The following is a 23,289-nucleotide window of genomic DNA, read 5'->3' as shown; positions in this document are numbered from 1 at the left end:
ATGGGCCGTCCAGGATGATCTGGACGGCCCGCTTTAGCGGCTCACCGGATGGAGGATGAACTCAGTCACACGTCATCATCGCATTCGGGCAGGACATGGATGATCAGATAAGCGACGATCAGCTTGTTTTCTACGAAGAGCTGCGCAGTCGGACATACTTTGCATCGGATGGCCACGGAGATGACGTCACAGAAGTCCGGACAAGTGAATGTATCCGGGTCAACGTCTTCACACAGCGTCTGTCCGACACAGGTCGAACCCGAAAGCGAGAACGGAAGGGTGTTGACATCTTCGCAGGTCTGCCATGGATTATTGAGAGTCGTGTCGAGACTGAAGTTGAAGTACCAGTTGATCTCTCCGGAGACACGGACGTCGGCTTCGGGGTCTGTGCCGGCGCCGTTCTTATGCTTGTGCCCGTGCTTGTGCCCGTGCTTGTGCCCGCAGCCGCATGGATCGTACGGAGGCGTCGGATCGGTATCGTCCACGAGGCAGCATTCCAGGTCGGAGGCATCGTTATTGAGCACAGCCGCCCCCGGGATCTGATCCGGATCGACAATCGATCTCTCCGGCAGCGTGATCGTGGCGAGGTCAAACACGAGCCGGTCGATCAAATCGGTATCGGTCTGGGCGAGTCGTGTCCGGATCATCAGGAGACCGCGGGCCTCGTCATGTTTCCCCTCCTGACGTGCTTTGGAGATTTGGGCATCGAGATTTTGCAGCATTTCCGGCATTTCCTGCTGGATGTGCTTCATCAAATCTGCGTTGTTCAAGTCTATCACCTCCTTTCAGTTCGTTTTTGGTCTTGCTTTATCAATCTATTCAATCGTTCCGTTTATGTACGGGCGAATCTTCCAATGCCCGCCGGTTCTTTCGCCCTGATTTCTCCCAAAAGAGAAATCCGCACAGCGGGCAGCGCGCTCCACTGTGCGGATTCATCAGGGACGGAAAGGTCATTCGCCTGCACCCGGGTCTCATTGCCCGCGCCCGGCGATAGAAGCGGGACGGGCGCAGGCAGATTGGTCCGAGAATCGTTTGCTTCAATCAATGCGGGCTGGATGGCCGGGCGCAATATCCCGCATTCCGCAGGGAGTCTCCCGCTTTTCCCCGGTCTTCAGACTGAAGACGAATTTTCCAAATCAAAAACCGGCACGTCAGCGAATGTTCCGCTGTCCGTGCCGGTTTCAAGTCAGAGGGATACACCCTTGAAGGCTGTGACATCTTCATCGAGCAGGAAGTCCGTGCCGCGCTTCTTGTGCGCCGAGATGAAGAACGACGCCGTGATGAAGAGGGATGCGATGGCACCGCCGATATAGGAATAGGACAACTCGATGCCAAAGCCCATCGTCGGTTCGTACAGGATATACACGAACACCATCGATGTCATGAAGATGGCCGGCACCGTTGCGATCCAGTGGTTCTTGTGCTGCAGGAACAGATACATCGCCCCGACCCAGAGTGCGATGACCGCCGTCACGCCGTTGGCCCATGAGAAATAGCGCCACAGAAGGTTGAAGTCTATTTTCGTCAGGACATAGGAAAAGACGAACAGCGGCACGGCGATCCAGAGACGGCTCAGCAGCTTCGCCTGCCCGAGGCGGAAGTAATCGGCGATGATCATCCGGGCCGCGCGGAAAGCCGTGTCTCCCGAAGTGATCGGAAGAACGATCACACCCAGGACTGCGAGGGTCCCGCCGAATGCGCCGAGCATCAGGGTCGACACTTCGCTGACGACGGCGGCAGGCCCTCCGGCTGCGATCAGTTCATTCAACCCGCCGTAGCCTCCGAACAGGCTCATCGAGGCCGCTGCCCAGATCATGGCGATGACCCCCTCGGCGATCATCATGCCGTAGAAGATTTTGCGCCCTTCATTCTCCTTTTTGGTCGTGCGCGAAATGATCGGAGTCTGTGTGGCATGGAACCCCGACAGGGCCCCGCAAGTGATCGTAAAGAAGATCAGCGGGAAAATCGGCAGGTTGCCCGGATGCATGTTGGTGAATGAAAGTTCAGGGATCGGTGCACCCGTCATGACCAGCCGGATCCCGACGCCTGCCGCCGAGACGACCAGGAGCGCGCCGAACCACGGATAAAGCCTTCCGATGATCTTGTCGACCGGCAGAAGCGTAGCGAGAATATAGTAGAGGAAAATGATGCCGACAATAACGCCGAGCGCCACTTTGCCGTCAACAAGCGTATTGATCAGCATGGCCGGCGACGTGACGAACACCGTGCCGACCAGGAGCAGCAACAGCAGGGCGAAAACGTTTACAACATGCTTCATGAAATTCCCTAGGAACTTCGCCGCAAGTTCCGGCAGGTGGGCGCCCTTGTTCCGGATTGAGATCATGCCCGTCAGATAATCATGGACCGCACCGGCGAAGATGCATCCGACGACGATCCAGATAAAGGCGACAGGGCCGTAGAGGGCCCCGGCGATCGGGCCGAACACCGGACCCGTCCCCGCAATGTTGAGCAGCTGGATCATTGAATTTTTAGGTGTCGACATCGGAACGTAGTCGACGCCGTCCCCGTTTACATACGCGGGCGTCGGCCGATTGTTTTTGGGACCGAACACTTTCTCCACGTACTTGCCGTATGTGAAGTACCCGACGATCAAAAGCAGAATGCTGAGCAGAAACGTAATCATTCCCCCACCTCCATTTTTCTTTATTTCAGATTTTATCAGCCTCCCCGTGTAAATTACAACCATATTTTCTGAAAACTATGTTCCGGATGCCGGATTCCCCCCGCATCCTCACCGGTCATTTTTCCGAATGGAATCGGAGGACACCCCGACCCCTATTCGAATTAGTCGAACAAAACAATCTTTTTGCGTTTCATTAGAAAAACCGATGCCATTCCGTATAATGACGTAGACAGGATGCCTCTTACGTGAATACTTCACTTCAAAATGAAGGCGTCCGATGGCTGTCGCCCATACAACAGACGGAGGTTACTATGAACAGCAAAACGCAACCGGAACAACAGATAGACAGCACCGAGCAGTATCGGGTGGTCCCGATCATCACCTCTTTTTTGATCGCCGGATTCATCGGTTTGTTCAGCGAAACCGCATTGAACATGGCACTCGGTACGTTGATCAGGGACTTTGGTGTCCATGAGACGACCGTCCAATGGCTGACCACCGGCTATTTGCTCACGCTCGGCATTCTCGTACCCGTGTCGGGACTCATTCTTCAATGGTTTACAACGCGACAATTGTTTGGCACTTCACTTGTTTTTTCTATAATAGGCACGCTCATTGCGGCGATCGCCCCTTCATTCGCATTCCTCATGGCTGCACGCGTGATCCAGGCGATCGGTACCGCACTCATGCTGCCGCTCATGTTCAACACGATCCTGCTGATCGTCCCGCCGTACAAGCGGGGACGCATCATGGGATTGATGGGACTCGTCATCTCCTTCGCGCCCGCCGTCGGGCCGACTTTGTCCGGACTCATCCTGAACAACCTCACCTGGCACTGGATTTTCTGGATTTCCCTACCGGTCTTGGTGGCAGCCTTTGTATTCGGGATGGTCTATATGCAGAATGTCTCGACGCTGACGAAGCCAAAAATTGACGTGCTGTCGATTGTCCTGTCAACGATCGGATTCGGCGGCATCGTGTTTGGTTTCAGCAACGCAGGCGAAAGCGGCTGGGGAGACCCGCTCGTCATCGGATCGATTGCTGCCGGGTTCATCGGACTGCTCCTCTTCACCATCCGCCAGACTCGGATGAAGCAGCCGATGCTGAATCTCCGGGCGTTCAAGTATCCGATGTTCGTGATCGGACTTGTCCTTGTGCTTGTCTGCATGATGGTCCTTCTCTCCTCGATGATCCTGCTCCCGCTCTATTTGCAGACGTCACTGGCACTCGGCACATTTGCGGCGGGCCTCCTTTTGTTGCCGGGCGGTGTGGTAAACGGATTGCTGTCGCCGATCATGGGGAATCTGTTCGACAAGTTCGGCCCGAGATGGCTCGTCATTCCCGGACTGTTCATTGTGCTCGGTTCCCTCATCGGATTCTCGACCATCGACGTCGATACGCCGGCAGGGTTTTTGATCGCCATGCATATTCTCATGATGATCGGATTCTCAATGGTCATGATGCCGGCGCAGACCAATGGCCTGAACCAGTTGCCGCGTGAGCTGTACCCGGACGGCACGGCGATCATGAATACACTCCAGCAAGTTTCCGGTGCGATCGGGACGGCCGTTGCCATCTCGATCCTGTCCGCAGGGACAGCCAGATACATGGACACTGCAGCGGACTTGGCAAATCCGCAAACCCCGCTGCTTGCCTTTACATCCGGTGTCCAGGATGCATTTATTTTCGGGATTGTCGTTGCCGTGATCGGCCTCATCATCGGTTTGTTCGTCAAACGCGTCGAAGTGGCTCATCCGGGATCATAAATCAAAAATAGAAGGCGGAGAAAAACATCTTGTTTTTCTCCGCCTTCTTTATTTGTCCGGAAAACCGGTTATTGTTCGCCGGTGCTTTTTTTCGCCTGCTTCATCTGCCCCCGGCCGCTCTGCTCCGGTTCCAGATCAGGCATCCCGGCGTCCGGCATGCCGGTGAACCCGTCATCCCCGTCCGGTCCGAGTGCCAGCTTCTCCGGATCTTCCGAATGTCTTCCCTCTTCTTTGACGGGACGGTTTTCCTGCTTTTTGTTGTCGTCGATTCCGCTCTCCCCTTCCTCTTCTAGACCTCCTTTACCCGGATCCCGGGGAGGGCAATCAAAAATCCCGCACGCTCCGTTGCCGGAAGTACGGGATGGGAAGATTACTTGGCCGAAGCCGTTTCTTTTTCGTAGAACTTGATGAAGTTGTCCACGACCGTGTCGAGGAACGCCAGGGTCGCTTCATCGTTCAGCAGTCCGTTTTCATCCAGTTTCGTATGGACGGCGCCGATGTACACTTCGTTCTGCGGCAGGAGTGCCGGAGCGAGGTTCGGGTTGGACAGGATTTCCCGGAGATGCTGCTGGGCACGGACGGATCCGAGCAGTCCCATGGAGGCGCCCACGATGAATGTCGGCTTGCCTTGGAGAACCAGTTCGCCGCGCGACATCCAGTCAATCGCGTTTTTCAACGTGCCCGGGATGGAGAAGTTGTATTCCGGAACGGCAAACAGCACTGCATCCGAGTCTGCAACATCCGCCTTGAAGTCGAGCACGTCCGCCGTCGGGTTGTTCTCGATGTCGATCGCGAACGGGTCGAGCGCATTGATGAAGACAGGCGTGATTTCGAGCTTGTCCGCATAGCGCTTCCGCATGGATTCAACGACTTTCAGATTATAGGAATTGGAGCTCGTGCTCCCGATGATCGCTTTTACTTTGATTGTCATGATGAAACTCCTTTTTGTTAGATTTCTTGTCCTATGATACAGGATTGTGCCCGATTCTTCCCGGAATATGCCTTGAAACCGAGGTTTCGCGGTTGGCAGCGCTTACATGAAAATTCTTTAAAATCAGGCTTGTGAATCTTCGCCAAGCATGATAAGGTTGGTTCATCGAAAGTTGTCAAACAATTAAATCATGGATTTCTTATCGAGAGAGACGGAGGGACTGGCCCTTTGATGTCTCAGCAACCTGCCGAACCGGCAAAGGTGCTAATTCCAGCGGACCTGATTTTCGGGTCCGAAAGATGAGAAGATGACTCCGCGACCGGCCGGACCCTCTTCTTATTTGAGGGTCCATTTTTATTTTTCTGAAAAAAAGAAAGGGACGATGTACATGACCAAGAGAAAAGTTTCCACTTTGCTGGCCCAGCTCGGAAACCGCACTGATTCCCGCACGGGGGCGGTGAATCCTCCGATCCACCTTTCAACGGCCTACGAGCACTCCGGCCTCGGGCAGTCCACAGGCTATGATTATTCCCGGAGCAAAAACCCGACCCGTGCCCTTCTCGAAGAAGGGTTCGCCGAGATTGAGGGCGGGGACGCCGCCTTCGCCTGTAGTTCCGGAATGGCGGCAATCGGCCTGGTCCTGTCGCTGTTCCGGCCCGGAGACGGCATTCTCGCTCCGGAAGACCTGTACGGCGGGACTTACCGGCTGTTCGAACATTACCGCAAACAGTACGGGATCCCCGTCGACTACCTGCCGTTCGACGCCCCCGCGGAAGTCGAGCGGGCGATCACGGGGGGGACGAAGGCCTTGTTCATCGAAACCCCGACCAATCCGCTTCTGCAGGAAATCGACCTGCGCGCCTACGGAGAGCTGGCCGGGAAGCACGGGCTTCTGCTCATTGTCGACAATACCTTTTATACGCCGATCCTCCAGCGGCCGATCGAGTCGGGTGCCGATATCGTCGTCCATAGCGCGACCAAATATCTTGGCGGCCATAACGATGTCCTGGCAGGCCTCGTCGTGGCCAAAGGCCGGGAACTCTGCGAACGGCTGGCCGCCCAGCACAATGCGGAAGGGGCGGTCCTCTCTCCCTTCGATTCCTGGCTTGTGATCCGGGGACTGAAGACCTTGCCGCTCCGGATGCAGCAGCATGAAGAAAATGCGCGGCGGCTCGCAGGTTGGCTGCGCACCGAACCGGCGGTATCGGAAGTCCTTTACCCGGGACGGGGCGGGATGCTCTCGTTCCGGGTGAAAGACCCTGCCATCGTCGCACCGCTTCTTGAAGAACTGGAACTGATCGCGTTTGCCGAAAGCCTCGGCGGGGTCGAGAGCTTCATCACGTACCCATCGACCCAGACCCATGCCGACATCCCGTATGAGGAACGGTCGAGGCGGGGAATCGATGACTCGCTCCTCCGGCTGTCAGTCGGCATCGAAGACCCGGAAGATCTCATCGATGATCTCCGGCAGGCATTCGGGCTGTCCCGGCTGCACGCACAGAACTCCGCCGCCGGAACCGTCGTGAACGCCAACTGATCGTGTTGAAAGACCGGGACGGAAGACCGTCAATCCGGAAAATATAAAAACAAACAGAAAGAAGGAATCCAAATGACCACGAAAACTGACGAAACGAAGAAAATCCGCTCGCCGTTCAAAGCCGACCATGTCGGGAGCTTCCTCCGCCCGGCCCGGCTCAAAGAAGCACGGGAAAAATTCAAGGAAGGGCTCCTTTCACGCGAAGAGCTGACCAAAATTGAAGATCAGGAGATCAAGGCGCTTGTGGAAGCCCAGAAAGCCAACGGCATCCAGGGCGTCACAGACGGGGAATTCCGGCGCAGCTGGTGGCACCTCGACTTCCTCTCCGGGCTCGACGGCATCGAACTGTATGAGACACCGGACGGCGTCCGCAAGTTCAATGCCGTGCAGACGCGTCCCGTCGGCATCCGGGTCGTCGGCAAGGTCGGCTACGGCGGACACCATCCGTTCATCGACCACTTCAAGTCATTGAAGGAAATCGCCGGTGAAGGGGCGACCGTCAAATTTACGATACCGAGCCCTAACCTGGTGTTTGCCCGGGCGGCGCTCGAAACCGATGTGTACGCAAAGCATGAAGACGTCTACGAAGACGTCACTGCCGCCTACAATGCGTTGATCAAGGATCTGTACGCAGCGGGCTGCCGGTACCTTCAGATTGATGACACGGCATGGACTTCCTTCTTCACGGAAGACGAACGCGACCGGGTCCGGGAACTGGGCTCCGACCCGGACGAACTGATCCATCAATTTGCCCGGGCCATCAACGGCTCCATCGCCGGACGGCCGGATGACCTGCTCGTCACGATGCATATTTGCCGGGGCAACTTCCGGTCCCAGTACTTCACGAGCGGCGGCTATGAGCGCGCGGGGGAGGTCATCTTCGGCGGGCTCGACGTGGACGGATTGTTCCTGGAGTTTGACGATGACCGTTCCGGCGGCTTTGAGCCGCTCCGCTTCGTCAACCGGCCGGACCTGACGATCGTGCTCGGCCTGATCACCTCGAAACGTCCCGAACTGGAAGACGAAGAGCAGGTCAAGGCCCGGATCCGTGAAGCGGCCCGGTATGTCCCGCTCGAACAGCTTGCGCTGAGCCCGCAATGCGGCTTCGCCTCTACCGAGGAAGGCAACAATCTGACGGAAGAGGAGCAATGGGCCAAGATCCGCCATGCGGTAAAGATCGCGGAAGACATCTGGGGGAAAGACCCGCGGTGACAGCCCTTTATGGCCGAACGGCTTCGATGTTGCTTGCCGTCCGGTCAGCCAAGAACCGCATTCCAGACTTAATACTCTTATGCAGAGAGGCGGAGGGACCGGCCCGATGATGCCCGGCAACCACCCGAACAGGGCAAGGTGCCAATTCCGGAGGCGCTGCTGCGCCGGACATGAGAGCGACGGAAGGCCATGCCCCGCGCCAAGCGGGGCATTTTCCATTCGCTCCGATCAGACAACCAATCGGATGGAGTGACATAAGATGAGCAGAAAAGAAGGATTGAAACATTATCATACGATCTGGGGCATGCTGTTCCTCGGCTGGTTCGTTTCATACATCGACCGTACGGCGACCGGGCCGATCATCTCGTACATGATCGAACATGAAGTGGCGTTCTTTGCAGGGGCGGCGAATCCCCATGCGATCGGCGGGCTGATCGGCAGCCTGTTCTTCGCAGGATTCATGCTGACCCAGTTCCCCGGAGGCTTTCTCGGAGACCGGTTCGGCTACCGGGCCATCATCGTCCTGAGTGTTTTTTGGGCGGGTGTGGCCACCATTCTGACCGGGCTCGCCGGAGGGCTCCTGGCATTCATCATCTTCCGCGTGCTGCTCGGCCTCGGGGAAGGGGTCTTCTATTCCAATGACCGGTCGTATATCGCCTATCATTCCCCGCCCGAGAAAGTCGGCCTCGGGATGGGCATCGCACTGATCGGCGTTTCGATGGGACTGACGGTCGCCACACTCGGCGTGCCGCTCCTGCTCGGCTGGGCGGAACCCCACTTCGGAAAGAACGCCTGGCGGATTCCGTTCTTTGTCCTTGGCGGAATCACGATCGTTTCGGGACTGGTCATCGCCCGGTTCCTGAAGCCGAAGCGATGGGCGCCGGGTGCCGATCCCGCATCGCCGGGCATCAAGGCCGAATACAGAAAGGCCCTGCCCCCCCTCTTCGGCTATTGTGCGGTCTTCCTCGCCATCGTGCTCGGCATCTATGTGATCGCGACACGGTTCGGTGTATCCGACATCGGCATTGCGTTCATGCTGACCGCGCTCTGCCCGATCCTGATCCTCTTCCTGTACAGGCGGAAGAAGGAAGAAATCGGACCGATCCTAAAAAACCGCAATCTGTTCCTCATCTATCTCGTCTTCATCCCGATCATGTGGCATCTCTGGTTCTATGGTTTCTGGGCAGTGTCAATCGTCCAGGACTTCGGTGGCAGTGCGCTCGTCACCGCTGCGCTCGTGGCTTCCTTCAACGGGCTCGCCGGCATCATCGGTTTCCCGCTCGGAGGGATGATCTCGGACCGGGCGGCCGTCAGGACGAACGGACGCCGGAATGTCCTGGCCGCCCAGCTGGCCATCGTGACGGTCCTGACCTTCATCTTCGCCGGTTATGTGATGGCCGGTTTCCACAATCCGGTCGTCCTGTCCGTTCTGCTGTTCGTCTCGGGCCTGTTCTTCTTTTCCTCCCACCCGGTCGCCCATGCGCTGGCGAATGACCTGGCCCCCGCCGAACAGCGCGGTTCGATGTTCGGCATGCTGAACCTCATTGCCGAGATCGGCGCCATTCTCTCACCCGTTGTGTCCGGCGTCATCCGCGATGCATCCGGGAACTGGGGGGTCCCGCTGCTGTTGGATGCGGGACTCATGGCGGCCGCCTTCTTCTTGGTCATAGCGGTTTCGGCAAAAGCCTTTAAGCCGGCTCCAACCGCCGCCTGACACTGCTCCCGGAGAATTTTCTTGATGGCAGGGATGCCGGCCCGCTTAAACCCTTAATTCTTATTGACTTTGTATGTTTTATTTTATATAGTGTGGGCATGTTGAAAAAGTCACATAACCATTTACGGGCCTTGGACGGCCCGTAAATATTTGATTTAATCCCGACTATTCCGCTTTTCTTTTAATATGATAGACAATCAGGAGGAGATGCAACGATGGATTTATTCATTCGGACAGAACTGCAGCGGCAATGGGTGGCACGGCTCGATGAGATCGGACGCCGGTTTGCCGAGGATGCCCAGGAGCGGGATGAGCGGGGAGAATATCCCGTCAGCCAGATCCGGGAACTCGCCGCCTCGGGCTACACGGCGCTTGCAGTCCCTCCGGAATTCGGCGGCGCAGGGATCGGTGTGTACGAGATGGTGCTGTTCCAGGAGACGATCGCCAAATACGACGAAAACCTCGCACTTTCGGTCGGCTGGAATCTCGGTGTCCCCGGAGCCGTCTTTGAAAAGAAGGACTGGGACCCGGGGGTTCTCCGGTTTTTCGCCGACGAACTCATCGGCGGCGCGCTCGTCAATCGGTCCGTGAGCGAAGTGCTGACCGGCAGCCCGTCACGGGGCGGGCGTCCCGGCACGACCGCTGTACGTGACGGTGAGCGATACGTCATCTCGGGACGCAAGTCTTTCACGACCGGCTCCCCCGCCCTCACCTATTTCCTCACTTCCGCATGGATCGAAGACAAGGAACGGATCGGTTTCTTCCTGCTTCACAAAGACCTCGACGGCCTGTCAGTCGATGAAACCTGGGATGTGGTCTCCATGAGGGGAACCGGAAGCCATGACCTGGTCCTCGACGGCGTGAGCGTGGAGGAAGGTGCCCTCGTGGAACTTCCTGAAAAGCCGGCCGGCGGGCCCGCATTTGACGGCTGGCTCCTCCACCTCCCCGCCGCCTATCTCGGCATCGCCCAGGCAGCCAGGGACTGGGTGATCGCCTTTGCCGACCGCCATTCGCCGAACAGCGTGAAAGGACCGATCAGCGGGCTTCCGAATGTCCGTCAGCTCATCGGCGAAATCGAGCTGGAATTGATGCAGGCACGGCACGTGCTGTACAGCGTGGCCGAGGCCTATGACGATGAGAATCGGCGGCCGCTCATGACGGGTGAGGTACCCGCCGCAAAGACGTCCGTCACGAACGCGGCCATCTCCATCGTCGACAAGGCGATGCGGATTGCCGGGGCACAGAGCCTCCAGCGGACGAACCCGCTCCAGCGCTACTACCGCAATGCACGGGCGGGGCTGCACAACCCGCCGGCGGATGACATGACCATCCGTTCTCTCGCAGAAACCGCCGTTGAACAATCCCGTTCCCGCCGCTCGGTCAAAGACAGCCAGGGATAACCGGCATCAAAGAAGACGTTCAGATTAAAAAGGGGGATCACCCAAATGAAAATCGGCAAATCGATTAAAATGCTTCTCCTCGGAACATCCGCCGCGCTGTTTCTCGCGGCCTGCGGATCCGGAGATGACGCGGAAGGCGATGACGCGGTGAGGAAAGTGAAAATCGCCTATGACCAGGCATCAAAGCCGATGTCCTGGATCGATGAGAACGGAAAGCCGACCGGCTACGACGTGGAAGTGATGAAGCTGGTCGACGAGCTCCTGCCCGACTATGAATTTGAATTCGTCGGCACGACCAGCGATGACCTCCTCATCGGCGTGGAGCAGGGCAAATTCCAGGCCGGCGTGAAGAATGCTTTCTGGACCGAGGAACGCACGAAAAAATTCCTGTATCCCGAAGAGTTCCTCGGCCTGAGCAGTGCAGGCCTCGTCCTCCGGAAGGAAGACGAAAACATCAAGTCACTCGAAGACTTCGCCTCTGCAGGATATTCGCTTGCCCCGATTGCCGCCAATAATGCCCAGTACACCGTCATCGAAGAATACAACAATGCCCACCCGGACAATCCGGTGAAGCTCCAGGCCGGCGACTCGTTCACGGTCGACGTCGTCCAGTGGGTCAATGAGGGGCGTGTTGACGGAGGAGTGATGATCGAGGGGCCATTCGAAAAGCAGGTCACGGCGAAAGACGGCCCTTACCATCATCTGGAGGAGGAAGTGGTCTACAACGAATTTGACGTCATCAAGACTTGGCCACTGTTCAACCGGGAAGAAAAAGAACTGGCCGCCGCCTACGACGGTGCCGTCAAGAAACTGAAGGAAGAAAAGAAACTCGAAGAGCTGAGCGAGGAATTCTACGGGCGCAATCTGTTCGATGTCCTCGACAGCGTCGACCGGTGACAGGCGGGAACACCGATGATCGAAAAATATTTTGACCCCTCTTATATTTGGACCGCCTTTTCCCAGCTGATGCCTTTTCTGAAAGTGACCTTTGCGGTCTCCGGCCTGTCCATCCTGTTCGGAACACTTCTCGGCCTTCTCCTGGCTGCAGCCAAACTCGGCAAAAGCACCGCTGCCAGGAAACTGGCCGATGCCTATACGACGATCATGCGGTGCACCCCGTCGATCGTCCTCTTGTTTCTTGTCTATTACGGTGTCCCGTTCCTCGCGGGACAGTTCGGGCTGAACCTGCATGATGTCCATACCGCAGTGTTTGTCGTCATTACGTTCACCCTGCAATTCGCAGCCATCATGTCTGAGGTGGCACGGTCCGCCATCCTGTCGGTGAACCGCGGACAGTATGAAGCGGCGGTCAGCGTGGGGCTCTCCCCGCTTCAGGCCTACAGGCGGATTGTGTTCCCGCAGGCGGTCGTCGTCGCACTCCCGAACTTCGCAAACGGGCTCATCGCCCTTCTCCAGGAAGGCGCGCTCGCCTATACGATCGGGCTCATTGACATCGTCGGAAAGGCGAATCTCATCGTGGCGGCGAACTTCAACGCGCATGCGCTTGAAATTTTCATCGCCCTGGCACTCATTTACTGGGTGCTGTCCATCCTGATCGAGCAGTTTTTCAGCCTTCTCGAACGCTGGCTCGGCAGGGGCAAGCGGACCATCAAGACCACTTAAAGGAGGCGCCTCTCCGTGCAGCAAAGCTTGAACATCCCATTTCTGATCGACACCTTTTTCACCGCGCTTTCCGGCGTGCCCATCACGCTTGCCGTGACGGCCGTCGCCATGCTCATCGCGGTTCCCGCCGGCTTCCTGCTGGCCCTCTCCCGGGTCAATGAAGTGCCGGTCCTGCGGGAAATCACAAAAGTGTATGTGTCGTTCGTCAGGGGGACTCCGATCATTGTCCAGATCTTCATCACGTATGCGAGCGTGCCGCTCATATTGACGGCACTGTTCGAGAAATACGGGATCCAGGCAAACGTCTATGAACTCAATCCGATCTGGTATGCGTTCATCGTGTTTTCATTCAGCACGACGGCGATCCTGTCGGAAGTGTTCCGCTCCGCCCTGTCCACGGTCGACCGCGGACAGCTGGAGGCTGCGTGGTCGGTCGGCCTCACCGGCTTCCAGTCGTTCCGGCGGATCATCATTCCGCAGGCCCTCGTCTCGGCATTGCCGAACCTGGCCACCGCGACGGTGAACCTGATCAAGGCCACTTCTCTCGGCTATGCGCTTTCCCTGCAGGAGATCACGCTGAAGGCAAAGGTCGCCGCCAACGCCGGATACAACTACATCGAAGCCTATATCGACATTTTCCTCGTGTATCTCATCCTGTGCAGCGTCGTGGAATTCGCATTCAAGAAATACGAACAGCGTGCAGCGCGCTTTAGGGTGCAGCACGTATGAAAGGAGCACCGACATGCTTGAATTCAAAGGCGTCCGGAAATCCTTCGGGCCGCTCCAGATCCTGAAGGGGGTCGACGTGGAGATCGGCAAGGGGGACGTCGTGGTCATCCTCGGACCGAGCGGCTCGGGCAAGACGACCCTGCTCCGCTGCCTGAACTTCCTGGAACGGGCGGATGCCGGCACGGCACGCCTCGGCAGCCTGGAAGTCGACCTGAACCGCGCCACGAAAAAAGAAGTGCATGCCGTCCGCCAAAAGACCGCATTCGTCTTTCAGAACTATAATCTGTTCAACAACAAAACAGCACTGGAAAACGTCATGGAAGGACTGATCACCGGCCGGAAGCAGCCGAAGGAGACGGCACGCAAAAAGGCGGCCGCAGCGCTGGATAAAGTCGGGCTGTCCGATAAATATGATGCCTATCCGGTGCAGCTATCCGGCGGGCAGCAGCAGCGGGTCGGCATTGCCCGCGCCCTTGCGCTGGATCCGGAAGTCATCCTGTTCGATGAACCGACTTCCGCACTGGATCCCGAACTTGTCGGAGAAGTGCTCGGGGTCATGCGCCAGATTGCCGCGGACGGCACGACGATGCTCGTAGTGACGCATGAAATGCAGTTTGCCAAAGATGTGGCCAGCCAGGTTGTGTTCATGGACGACGGGGTCATTGTCGAGGCGGGCACGCCGGGACAGATTTTCGACCGTCCGGCGGAAGAACGGACAAAGCGGTTCCTCCGCAGGGTCCTTCCCGATGAATACAACTATTCCATTTGAATGCCCGTCCGGTGTTTCCGGATGATGATGGATGAACGACGGCCGCCCGCCATCCGGGCCGGCCGTCATTTACATTCCGGGAGTTGTCCCGGCTGCTGCATTGTTCTCTGCAGCCCTCTCCCGGCAAGCATTAATTACTTCCTCCCCCGTCCAATCGCCCCGCTTGCTCGGGCGGCACGGCATACGGTAAGAGGAGGAGGTGAATACAATGACACAATGGTCATGCAACGGCCTGGTCGGCCTTTTGCTCGCAGCGATCCTGGCCGGCTTTGCGCTGCTCGGGCTGATTTTGCTCTTGCCGATTCTTCTGGCAATCGGCGGCTTGCTTGGCATTCTGGCCATCATTGTGGTGCTGCTGATCGCGCTCTTTGCGATCGTCATCATCCTCAAGGCACTGGCCCGATTATTTAAGGGCTGCAAGTAAGGCCCACGGCAGCGGTTCCTACAGGAACCGCTGCTTTCTCATTTCCCCCTTCCGGTCCGGAAAGACCCCCGTCCTCTCCCTCATGTATAATGAATTCAAAGAACGCTTAAGGGTGGGAAACGATGGAACGACATGACGGCAAGCGGGGGGACGCGCCCGGGGAAGATATCCGGAAAACGGAGAGACCGGAGGATCCGTCCAACGGACAGCAGACCGGTACGGATCGGGAAGAAGAGACATGGGAAGATGAGGGATGGGAAGACGAGGAAATCTGGGAACCCGATGACTGGGTGATCTGGGATTCAATCGCGGAAGGCTCCAGGGAACCGATCGATGATGACGGGCTTGAGGGGCCGTTGGAGGAGATGGAGGATCGGGACAATCTTCCGGATCCGGAGCCCGTCGATCCGGAAGATGAAGAGATCCGCCGGCTCGTTCTGGAGGCCCAGCGCGAGGCGCTCCAGAACGAGGTCCGGGAGCAGGGCGCACCGAAAAAGCCTTCGTTCGGCACGAAGGCGATGATCTGGCTCATCTCCCTTGCCATGTTCGTGAGCACATTCGCGTTCATCTTTGAGCTGTATCCGATCGCCGCGGTGGATTTCCTCCGCACTTCGACCAAGTTGTCTGAACAAGAGACTATACAGGCACAAAAGCAATCCATCGTCTCGGTCGTCACCCCAGACGGTGCCGGAACGGGCTTCGTCATCTCCGACAGCGGAACAATCCTGACAAATCACCACGTCATCGAGGGACATGACCGGGTCTCGGTCGTGCTTCCGGACGACCGGCGGTTCATGGCGGACGTCACCGAAGAGTATCCGGAAGCGGACATGGCGGTTCTGGAAACCGGCGAAGAGGGACTGCCTGCGCTGGTATTGGCCGAATCAATGAACCTCATCGAAGGAGATCCCGTTACGTTCATCGGAAATCCTCTCAGCTTCCGGGGCGTAGCCAATGAAGGAACCGTCATCGGACCGATCCGGGTGGACGGTCTCGGGCAGCCGGTCATCATGATCAAGGCGCCGGTCTACCGGGGAAACAGCGGCAGTCCGGTCCTTGACCGGGACGGGCATGTGATCGGCATCATTTTCGCGACACTGAACCATGAATCGGAAGGGACGGTCGGCCTGTTTGTACCCGTCGATGAATTGTACCGCCAGCGGGACGGCGGGTGACGCCGGAAACGTCCGTTGAAAATCAGGGATTGAGCGATCGGGGCAAACAAAAAGCAGGGAGAGAAACTCACCGTTTCTCTCCCTGCTTTATTGGCTTCAGATTGTCTTTGCTTCAGCCGGCACACCTTCCATGGCCGGATCGCCAAGTGTCCCCTCGGACTGGGCAACGACGACTGCACAAGCCGCATCACCCGTGATGTTGACGGCCGTACGGACCATGTCGAGCAGACGATCCACCCCGAGCACGAGCGCGATGCCCTCGACCGGCAGGCCGACTGACGTCAGCACCATCGCGAGCATGATCAGGCCCGCACCCGGAACCGCTGCCGTCCCGATGCTCGCCAGGACAGCCGTCAGCACAACGGTGACCAACTGCCCCATCGTCAGATCGACGCCGAACGCCTGGGCGATGAAGACGACTGCCGCCCCCTGCATGATGGCCGTGCCGTCCATATTGATCGTCGCGCCGAGGGACTGGGTGAACGAACTGATCGACTCAGGCACCTTGAGCCGTTCCTGTGCCGTCTTCAGGGAGATCGGCAGGGCCGCAGCGGAACTGGCCGTGCTGAACGCGACCACCTGAGCCGGGAAGAAGTTCTTGAAGAACCAGACCGGATTCCGCTTTCCGAGCAGCGCGACCGAACCACCGTAAACAATCACGGAATGGATCGCGAGCGCACCGAGCACGACGCCCATGTAGAGGCCCATCGCACGGAGTGCATCAAACCCCTGGCTTCCGACGGCGGAGGCAATCAGGCCGAACGCTCCGTACGGGGCGAACTTCATGATGAATGTGATCAGATACATGACGAGCCCGTTCGCCTGCTCAAACAGAACGACCAGGCGGTCCGTCTTCTTGCCGAGCATGGCGAGCCCGAACCCGACAAGCGCCGCAAAGAAGATGATCTGGAGCATATTCCCTTCCGCCATGGCCGTCACCGGGTTTGTCGGAATGATCCCGAGCAGCGTGTCGGACACAGGCGGCGCCTCATTCGCCTCATAGGAAATCCCTTCCGTCTCAAAACCGCCTCCGGCACCCGGCTTCACCACGAGTGCAAACGCCAGTGCGATGAAAATGGCCACAGCCGTAGTGATCAGGAAGTACGAAATTGTCTTGGCACCGATCCTTCCAAGTTTTTTCGGATCCCCGATCCCGACGGTCCCCAGCACGATCGAGATGAACACGACCGGCACGACGAGCATCTTCATCAAGTTCAGGAAAATGGTGCCGAGCGGCTTGAACAGGAACAGATCAGCTTTCGAGAACACGCCCGGCGCAAACAGATTAAGAACAAGACCGACCATGACACCGGCAATCAGGGCAATCAGGATATTCCTAGCCAGTTTCATCAGAATCCCTCCATTCTTTTTCTCTTCGTTTCCCCCTGAAAGAATGAAAGCGCTTTCTGCGATTATATTGAAATGGCGCCCAGTTTGTCAATGAGTTGGCTAAAATTTCAGTTTTTTACCTCACCTTGTAATGCGATGTACCTCGTATTACAATGTATATAACCAAAACTGATCTGGAGGGAGTCCATTGGAAAAGGAAATGCTCAAAGGCAGCATCGATCTGCTGATCCTCTCGCTGCTGCGGAAGAAAGACCTTTATGGCTATGAGATTGTCCAGCTTGTCCACGAACTGAGCGACGGCGCCTATGAGATGAGCGAAGGCACACTCTATGCGGCACTGAAGCGCATCGAGCGGAAAAACTGGGTCGAGTCGTACTGGGTCGAAGGGAGCGGTCAGAGACGCAAATATTACCGTCTCACCGACAAAGGCGGCGAGACGGCAGAAGAAAAGCTGGAAAGCTGGAACCGGGTGGACGCACTGATCCGCAAAACTGCGGAGGGATACCGATGAGGCCTGCCCTGCTCCGCTTTGCGCGCGAGATTTCCCGGAGAACAGACGGAACCCGAATGGAACGGCAGGATCTGGAAGAAGAGATGGCCGGCCATCTTGAAGCCACATTCAGCCGGCTGATCGAAGAGGGGCATACCGAACAGGAAGCGGAGGAGTTGGCGATGTCCCGGTTCGGGGACGGCAAGAGGATCGGGCGGCAGATCCAGCAGGCCCTTTATCCGTACCGCCGCGAAATGATCCTTGGACTTTCCGCCGGTTCCCTGCTCTTCGGATTTGCCGTATTCTTTTCGGTCCTTCTGACGGCATGGAGTGCCTATATCCCGTGGCTGATCCTGTGTTCCCTGACCGGTTCCGCCCTCCTTGCACTGGCAGTGGATCCTCCGGCTTCCCTGAACAGGCGGTTTGTCCTGAACGGCCTGTTCCTGCTCCAGACCGGCGTTCTGCTCTCGGGCATACTCCTGACGTCCGCTGTTCCCGGGAATGCCGGGAGCATCCTGGCCATGGCCGGGTGGCTGCTCATCCTGCTGGCCATGGCGCTCGTCTACCGTACGAGCGCCTATGATTACCGCACCCGAAGAGTCCGGCTGGAAAAACACGATATGGCGATCAATGCCGCGAACGTCACGACGGGCATCCTTTCAGTCAGCATTTCCCTGTTCATCCTCTGGGCCTATCTGGCCTTCTCGGACGGGACCGACCGGGTCTGGATGTTCGCGCTCATCCCCGCCCTGTTCTGGGCGCTCACTTATGCGGCACAATGGCTGCTACTTGCAAAAGGCCGGGTGAAAACTGCGTACGGGATCACCGGGCTTCAGATTGCCGTCATCGCTGCGGCGCTTGCCCTGTTTTTCCGGATTACCTGAAGGAGATGAAGTCTGATGAAGCGTCCATTATTGATCGCCCTCATTTTAATCGGGGCAGCCACGGCCGCGTCGGCTGCGGCCGGCCTGGCCCTCCAGAAGCCGGAAAACGAAACCGAGGAAGGCTTTTCCGGTGTCTATGACGTCACAGCCGACGGCTCGATCGCCGTGGTTTCCTTTACCGAAGGTCGTCCGGGGATCTATCTATTGGACGAGGAAGCCGCCTCTTCCGGTCCGCTCGCAGAAAGCGGAACCGACAGCCGGATCAACTCCCTCTCCTTTTCTCCGGACGGCCGCTCGATCGCGTTCACCGTTTCACCGAAAGACCCCGCAGCCGGCGGGCTGAAAAGCATAATCCGCCTGCTGGATCTGGAAAGCGGAACGGAACGGGCGGTCTTTCAGGACAAGGGGTTGATCACGGAGTTGACATTCAGCCCGGACGACCCGGACCTGATATATTTTCTGCGGGCCGGCGTATTTGAAAACTATTCGCCGGTCGCCGCTCAGCACCCGCATGATTTCGACGTCCATGAATATCGGCTGTCGGAAAACAACACGCGGCCGCTTACCGATCTCAAAGCGTATGACATGCAATCGCTCGACGTGCCCGCCGGATCGGATTCGGTCTACTTTTCCATGTTCGGAGATGAAGAATATGAATCTGCAGAAGAAACGTTCGACGCAACCCAGCAGATTTACCGGATTCCTGAAGAAGGAGGCACGCCCGAGCCGGCAGGAGACGGCTATCCCCGTGACGTCTACGGATTCGCCATCATCCCGGATGGAGGAGCGATTTATCAGGCCGTCAGCAAAACGTCGGACGAAGGGATTTTTGAGTACGAGTTATTCCGATCTGATTCCGGGCAAGGAAACGGCAGGCAATTGACCCGGATGCGGACCCATGCCGGAAACCCGGTGCTCAGCCCGGACGGCAAGACGCTCTGGTTCGTCGAAGACCGGAACTTCGGGAAGGAACGGCCTGATTTCCATCTGTACCGGATGCCTGCGGACGGCGGAACTCCGGAAGCGCTGTTCCCCGCCGAATAAGCAATGAACGACGGATGACAGAGGCCGCGGAACACCGCCGGTTCAAGGCCAATAGAGACGCGGGGCGCACCTGACAAACAGGGTGCAGCCCCGTCTTTTTGTATGGCCGCAGACCGGACAATCGTGAACATGAAAAGAGCCACCACCCCAATAATCGGAGTGATGACTCTTGTGACTTTATTATATGCCGTTGCGCCGCCGGCGTCCGGCCCTGACGGACAACGGACATGGAACCCCGTGATTATTCTGACGGAGCCGGCGGCAATTGTTCCGCCTTCGGCCTTTTCCAGAAGTAGGACAGGGCCACCCCGGCAAACAAGACGAGCGTGGCAAAATAAAACGGAAAATCAAGCTGGATATCAAACAGTTTCCCGCCGATGACCGGTCCGAACACGTTGCCGAGGCTCGTGAACATCGAGTTCATCCCGCCGGCGAAGCCCTGCTCGTTCCCCGCCACTTTCGACAGATAAGTCGTGACGGCCGGCCGCACGAGGTCAAAGCCGATGAACACGGTCATCGTCACAAGCAGAATGAGCATGTAGGACGAAACGAGCGTCACACAGAACACGAGCGCCCCCGAAACGATGAGGCACCAGCGGATGAGGCGGATTTCCCCCAGCCACTTGTCCAGCCGGTCAAACAACCATACCTGGGCGACCGCCCCGATGACTGCACCGCCGGTCACCATGATGGCGATATCCTTTGGCGTGAAGCCGAATTTATGGTCTGCGTACAGGGCAAACAACGATTCGAACGAAGACAGACCGAATGACAGGATGAACACGATAAGGAATGCGATAAAGTAAATCGGTGCAAAGATCCGGCGGAATCCGGAGCCTGCCACCGCTTCCTCCTGCTGTCCCTGCCGATCCGGCTCCCGGAGGGACAGGAATGAGAAGACAGCCGCCACGAATGCGAGGACGGCCGCGGCGAAGAACGGCACCCTTGTCCCGATTTCTGCGAGAAATCCGCCAATCCCCGGCCCGATGATGAATCCGGTCGAAATGGCGGCGGACATGTAGCCGAGCGCCTTCGGACGCTCCTCCATCGTCGTGATGTCCGCGATGAATGCCGTGACGGCCGGCATGATGAATGCCGCGCTCACACCGCCGATGAGCCGTGAAGCAAACAGCACCCACACCGACTGTCCGAGCCCGAACAGCAGCTCCGACGCACTGAACAGGATGAGACCAAAGACGATCATCGGCTTCCGCCCGATGCGGTCGACCAGCCGCCCGGCGATCGGGGATGCCAAGAGTTGTGTGATGGCGAATGCGGCCACGAGGTTCCCCGCCGCAGATCCGGTCATCCCGAGTTCGTTCAAGATTGATGGGAGCACCGGGATGACGAGACCGATGCCCATGAAGGCGATAAATAAATTGATGAGCAATGTCGCAAGCGTGATGTTCATTTTCTTTTTCATCAGTATGTTCCCCTTTTACCCGATTCCTTCTATGATACAGGGGGCGCCTGCAAGAGGCCAGTCATAGGCATGTACAAAGAGCAAATCCATTCTGGATTGAAGATTCACGGCCGGAAAGCGGTCTGAACCGGCTCCCGTTCTCCTACCGTTTGCCGGACATTTCCGGGGAAAGCAGCAGGCGGGTCCACGGTTCAGCCGGCGGCGGGAGCGACTCGAAGACCATCTCCTCTTTTTTCACCGGGTGCTCGAATGACAGCGTGCGGGCCCAGAGTGCCAGCTGCTGCCCGGGACGGTTTATGTTGGCGCCGTATTTCTGGTCCCCATAGAGCGGGCATCCGGACGCAGACAGCTGCACGCGGATCTGATGCGGCCGGCCGGTCAGGAGACGGACTTTCAGCAGACTCAGTGACTTGGACTGTCCGACCGTCTCATAATCTAGGATCGCCTTTTTTCCTTCCGGATGTCCGCGCCCGACGACCGATACCCGGTTCTCCTTCCGGTCCTTCGCCAGATAATGCTCAAGCTGGCCCGCCTTCTGCCCCATCCGTCCGCGGACGGCCGCGATATATTCCCGCCCGACGTCATGCCTCCGGAATGCATCCGACAGCCTGGACGCCGCCTTCGACGTTTTCGCAAACACGATTACACCGCCGACCGGCCGGTCCAGCCTGTGCACGAGGCCGAGGTATACATTGCCGGGCTTATTGTACCGGACCTTCAGATATTGCTTCAGGAGGGTGAGCAGGTCCGGATCCCCGGACTGGTCCTCCTGCACCGGCACATTCACCGGCTTCTCGACGACGAGCAGATGATTGTCTTCATAAATAACTGGAATTTCCATGTGCTTCAAGCTCCTTATGATGATTTCCAGCACCATCTTCCCCCATTCCCAGAGAAAAAGCGAGCATTCCCCGCCGCTCCGCCAGACCGGCAGATTCCAACCGGCGGCCGCTCTGCTATACTGGACGGGAGCCATTCTGACGACACCTGCCGGGCCTTTTTCCCGGCGGGATATTTGGAACCTTTCTTCAGAGAGGAATTGACCATGACCTCATTACTCATCCGAATCGAACAAAACCTGAACCAGTTGTCGGACGCCGAGCGAAAAATCGCCGAATACGTGCTCGGCCACCCTGAAATGATCCCCAATATGACCACGAGGGACCTGTCGAAGAACAGCGGCGTGAGCGAGTCGAGCATTGTCCGATTTTGTAAGTCCATCGGAATCGGCAGCTATAAATCGTTCAAGATGGAACTGGTGAAAGACCTGACCCTCTCCGGCATGAATCTGACGGACTTCAACATCCTCCAGAAAAAGGACGAGCCCTATGACCTCTTCCAAAAGGTCACCCATGTGAACAAATCGGCCATCGAAGCCATCCCTTCGGTGCTGGACCGGAAAGAATTCGAACGGGCGATCGGCGCGCTCCTGCAGGCCGGCCGGATCTTCTTTTTCGGAGTCGGCGGCTCGGCGACCGCGGCGATCGACGCCCATTACAAGTTTACGAAGCTCGGATACCACAGCCTGGCCAACCAGGACTTCCACTTCATGCTGTCGGCCATTTCCCATCTGGATGCGAAGGATGTGTTCTTCGCCGTCAGCATCTCGGGCAAGACGAAAGACGTATTGGAGCTTGCCCGCTTCGCAAAAGCAAAGGGGGCCACGGTCATCGCCATCACCAATCTGGACAAGTCCCCCCTGTACAGAGAGGCCGACATCCGGCTCTGCACACCGATTGTGGAACACGATCACCGGATCGGCAGCATCCCGTCCCGCATGACCCAGCTGACCATCATTGATGCGCTCTATCTCAGCCTGTTCCATCAGAAGGGCGTGCAGGTCATCGGCCGCTATCAGGACGCACGCGATGAAGCCATCCGTCTCCGGCGCTAGCCCCCTCCCGGCCCGAAGGCCGCTGATAAACGTTTGAGGCAGATTGAATCAGAGGCGAGATTACACCCGTTGACCGGGCCGTAATCTCGCCCCTTTTTAGTGTGCGCCTTTTGACTGGACGTTTGGTAGGGACTCACGGGGGATTGGTAGGGACTCAAAGCGTATTGGTAGGGACTCGCGGTTGATTGGTAGGGACTCGCGCACAATACGTAGGGACTCACGGGGATTTGGTAGGGACTCGCGGGCAATAGGTTGCGACTCGAGCATGATTGGTAGGGAC

At 57.6% G+C, this 23,289-nt stretch carries 21 protein-coding genes and 2 riboswitches; of the genes, 15 read left to right on the top strand and 6 right to left on the bottom strand.

The window, feature by feature from the left end:
- Nucleotides 1-65 precede the first annotated feature (65 nt).
- Nucleotides 66-770 (bottom strand): hypothetical protein, encoded by a 705-nt coding sequence (locus B0B07_RS13995; RefSeq protein WP_076759885.1) that lies wholly within the window; start codon nucleotides 768-770, stop codon nucleotides 66-68.
- A 416-nt stretch (nucleotides 771-1,186) separates the two neighbouring features.
- On the bottom strand, nucleotides 1,187-2,644 hold the full coding sequence (locus B0B07_RS13990) for a carbon starvation CstA family protein (protein WP_076759883.1): 1,458 nt from the start codon (nucleotides 2,642-2,644) through the stop codon (nucleotides 1,187-1,189).
- Between the two features lie 311 nt (nucleotides 2,645-2,955).
- Between B0B07_RS13990 and B0B07_RS13985 the strand changes: the two genes are divergently transcribed.
- Nucleotides 2,956-4,410 carry a DHA2 family efflux MFS transporter permease subunit gene (locus tag B0B07_RS13985; RefSeq protein WP_076759882.1) on the top strand — a complete coding sequence of 485 codons (1,455 nt, stop codon included), beginning with the start codon at nucleotides 2,956-2,958 and terminating at the stop codon, nucleotides 4,408-4,410.
- A 370-nt stretch (nucleotides 4,411-4,780) separates the two neighbouring features.
- On the opposite strand, the gene B0B07_RS13975 is transcribed toward B0B07_RS13985, so the two are convergent.
- A complete protein-coding gene (locus B0B07_RS13975) occupies nucleotides 4,781-5,341 on the bottom strand; it encodes an NADPH-dependent FMN reductase (protein WP_084186709.1) in 561 nt (186 codons plus the stop codon).
- Between the two features lie 196 nt (nucleotides 5,342-5,537).
- Nucleotides 5,538-5,647, top strand: a riboswitch (SAM riboswitch).
- 82 nt (nucleotides 5,648-5,729) lie between these two features.
- Between B0B07_RS13975 and B0B07_RS13970 the strand changes: the two genes are divergently transcribed.
- The 10 genes from B0B07_RS13970 to B0B07_RS13925 all read left to right on the top strand — a co-directional run bounded on the left by B0B07_RS13970 (nucleotide 5,730) and on the right by B0B07_RS13925 (nucleotide 15,924).
- Nucleotides 5,730-6,878: a PLP-dependent transferase gene (locus tag B0B07_RS13970; RefSeq protein WP_076760082.1), complete on the top strand. Its 1,149-nt coding sequence runs from the start codon at nucleotides 5,730-5,732 to the stop codon at nucleotides 6,876-6,878.
- 72 nt (nucleotides 6,879-6,950) lie between these two features.
- Nucleotides 6,951-8,090 (top strand): 5-methyltetrahydropteroyltriglutamate--homocysteine S-methyltransferase, encoded by a 1,140-nt coding sequence (locus B0B07_RS13965; RefSeq protein ID WP_076759878.1) that lies wholly within the window; start codon nucleotides 6,951-6,953, stop codon nucleotides 8,088-8,090.
- Between the two features lie 74 nt (nucleotides 8,091-8,164).
- Nucleotides 8,165-8,267: riboswitch (SAM riboswitch) on the top strand.
- A gap of 82 nt (nucleotides 8,268-8,349) precedes the next feature.
- Nucleotides 8,350-9,804 carry an MFS transporter gene (locus tag B0B07_RS13960; RefSeq protein ID WP_076759876.1) on the top strand — a complete coding sequence of 485 codons (1,455 nt, stop codon included), beginning with the start codon at nucleotides 8,350-8,352 and terminating at the stop codon, nucleotides 9,802-9,804.
- 215 nt (nucleotides 9,805-10,019) lie between these two features.
- Complete coding sequence (locus tag B0B07_RS13955; protein WP_076759875.1) at nucleotides 10,020-11,204, top strand: acyl-CoA dehydrogenase family protein; 1,185 nt, start codon at nucleotides 10,020-10,022, stop codon at nucleotides 11,202-11,204.
- 45 nt (nucleotides 11,205-11,249) lie between these two features.
- Complete coding sequence (locus B0B07_RS15190; RefSeq protein WP_076759872.1) at nucleotides 11,250-12,101, top strand: transporter substrate-binding domain-containing protein; 852 nt, start codon at nucleotides 11,250-11,252, stop codon at nucleotides 12,099-12,101.
- A 15-nt stretch (nucleotides 12,102-12,116) separates the two neighbouring features.
- A complete protein-coding gene (locus tag B0B07_RS15185; RefSeq protein WP_076759871.1) occupies nucleotides 12,117-12,827 on the top strand; it encodes an amino acid ABC transporter permease in 711 nt (236 codons plus the stop codon).
- Nucleotides 12,828-12,842: 15 nt separating this feature from the next.
- On the top strand, nucleotides 12,843-13,556 hold the full coding sequence (locus tag B0B07_RS13940; protein ID WP_234982419.1) for an amino acid ABC transporter permease: 714 nt from the start codon (nucleotides 12,843-12,845) through the stop codon (nucleotides 13,554-13,556).
- 13 nt (nucleotides 13,557-13,569) lie between these two features.
- Nucleotides 13,570-14,325, top strand: a complete 756-nt coding sequence (locus B0B07_RS13935) for an amino acid ABC transporter ATP-binding protein (protein WP_076759869.1) — start codon at nucleotides 13,570-13,572, stop codon at nucleotides 14,323-14,325.
- A 208-nt stretch (nucleotides 14,326-14,533) separates the two neighbouring features.
- Nucleotides 14,534-14,749 carry a hypothetical protein gene (locus B0B07_RS13930; protein WP_076759868.1) on the top strand — a complete coding sequence of 72 codons (216 nt, stop codon included), beginning with the start codon at nucleotides 14,534-14,536 and terminating at the stop codon, nucleotides 14,747-14,749.
- 122 nt (nucleotides 14,750-14,871) lie between these two features.
- Nucleotides 14,872-15,924 carry a S1C family serine protease gene (locus B0B07_RS13925; protein WP_084186708.1) on the top strand — a complete coding sequence of 351 codons (1,053 nt, stop codon included), beginning with the start codon at nucleotides 14,872-14,874 and terminating at the stop codon, nucleotides 15,922-15,924.
- 96 nt (nucleotides 15,925-16,020) lie between these two features.
- Here B0B07_RS13925 and B0B07_RS13920 read toward each other — a convergent pair whose 3' ends face one another.
- Complete coding sequence (locus tag B0B07_RS13920; protein ID WP_076759866.1) at nucleotides 16,021-17,274, bottom strand: dicarboxylate/amino acid:cation symporter; 1,254 nt, start codon at nucleotides 17,272-17,274, stop codon at nucleotides 16,021-16,023.
- Nucleotides 17,275-17,461: 187 nt separating this feature from the next.
- Between B0B07_RS13920 and B0B07_RS13915 the strand changes: the two genes are divergently transcribed.
- The 3 genes from B0B07_RS13915 to B0B07_RS13905 are packed head-to-tail and all read left to right on the top strand — an operon-like array spanning nucleotide 17,462 to nucleotide 19,692.
- The gene (locus B0B07_RS13915) at nucleotides 17,462-17,785 is read left to right on the top strand and encodes a PadR family transcriptional regulator (protein ID WP_076759865.1); all 324 of its coding nucleotides are present in this window, start codon (nucleotides 17,462-17,464) and stop codon (nucleotides 17,783-17,785) included.
- The gene (locus tag B0B07_RS13910; protein WP_076759863.1) at nucleotides 17,782-18,648 is read left to right on the top strand and encodes a permease prefix domain 1-containing protein; all 867 of its coding nucleotides are present in this window, start codon (nucleotides 17,782-17,784) and stop codon (nucleotides 18,646-18,648) included. Before B0B07_RS13915 ends, B0B07_RS13910 begins: the two co-directional genes overlap by 4 nt.
- A gap of 15 nt (nucleotides 18,649-18,663) precedes the next feature.
- Nucleotides 18,664-19,692, top strand: a complete 1,029-nt coding sequence (locus tag B0B07_RS13905; RefSeq protein WP_076759861.1) for a TolB-like translocation protein — start codon at nucleotides 18,664-18,666, stop codon at nucleotides 19,690-19,692.
- A 241-nt stretch (nucleotides 19,693-19,933) separates the two neighbouring features.
- Here the strand turns inward: B0B07_RS13905 and B0B07_RS13900 are convergent, their stop codons facing one another.
- The gene (locus B0B07_RS13900; protein WP_076759860.1) at nucleotides 19,934-21,115 is read right to left on the bottom strand and encodes an MFS transporter; all 1,182 of its coding nucleotides are present in this window, start codon (nucleotides 21,113-21,115) and stop codon (nucleotides 19,934-19,936) included.
- Between the two features lie 142 nt (nucleotides 21,116-21,257).
- The gene (locus tag B0B07_RS13895) at nucleotides 21,258-21,956 is read right to left on the bottom strand and encodes an RluA family pseudouridine synthase (RefSeq protein WP_076760077.1); all 699 of its coding nucleotides are present in this window, start codon (nucleotides 21,954-21,956) and stop codon (nucleotides 21,258-21,260) included.
- 204 nt (nucleotides 21,957-22,160) lie between these two features.
- Between B0B07_RS13895 and B0B07_RS13890 the strand changes: the two genes are divergently transcribed.
- The gene (locus B0B07_RS13890; RefSeq protein ID WP_076759858.1) at nucleotides 22,161-23,009 is read left to right on the top strand and encodes a MurR/RpiR family transcriptional regulator; all 849 of its coding nucleotides are present in this window, start codon (nucleotides 22,161-22,163) and stop codon (nucleotides 23,007-23,009) included.
- The last annotated feature ends 280 nt before the right edge of the window (nucleotides 23,010-23,289 follow it).

This window comes from Edaphobacillus lindanitolerans (genome assembly GCF_900156305.1).
GTDB classification, from domain to species: domain Bacteria; phylum Bacillota; class Bacilli; order Bacillales_A; family Planococcaceae; genus Bhargavaea; species Bhargavaea lindanitolerans.
This window is presented reverse-complemented; position numbering and strand designations above follow the sequence as displayed.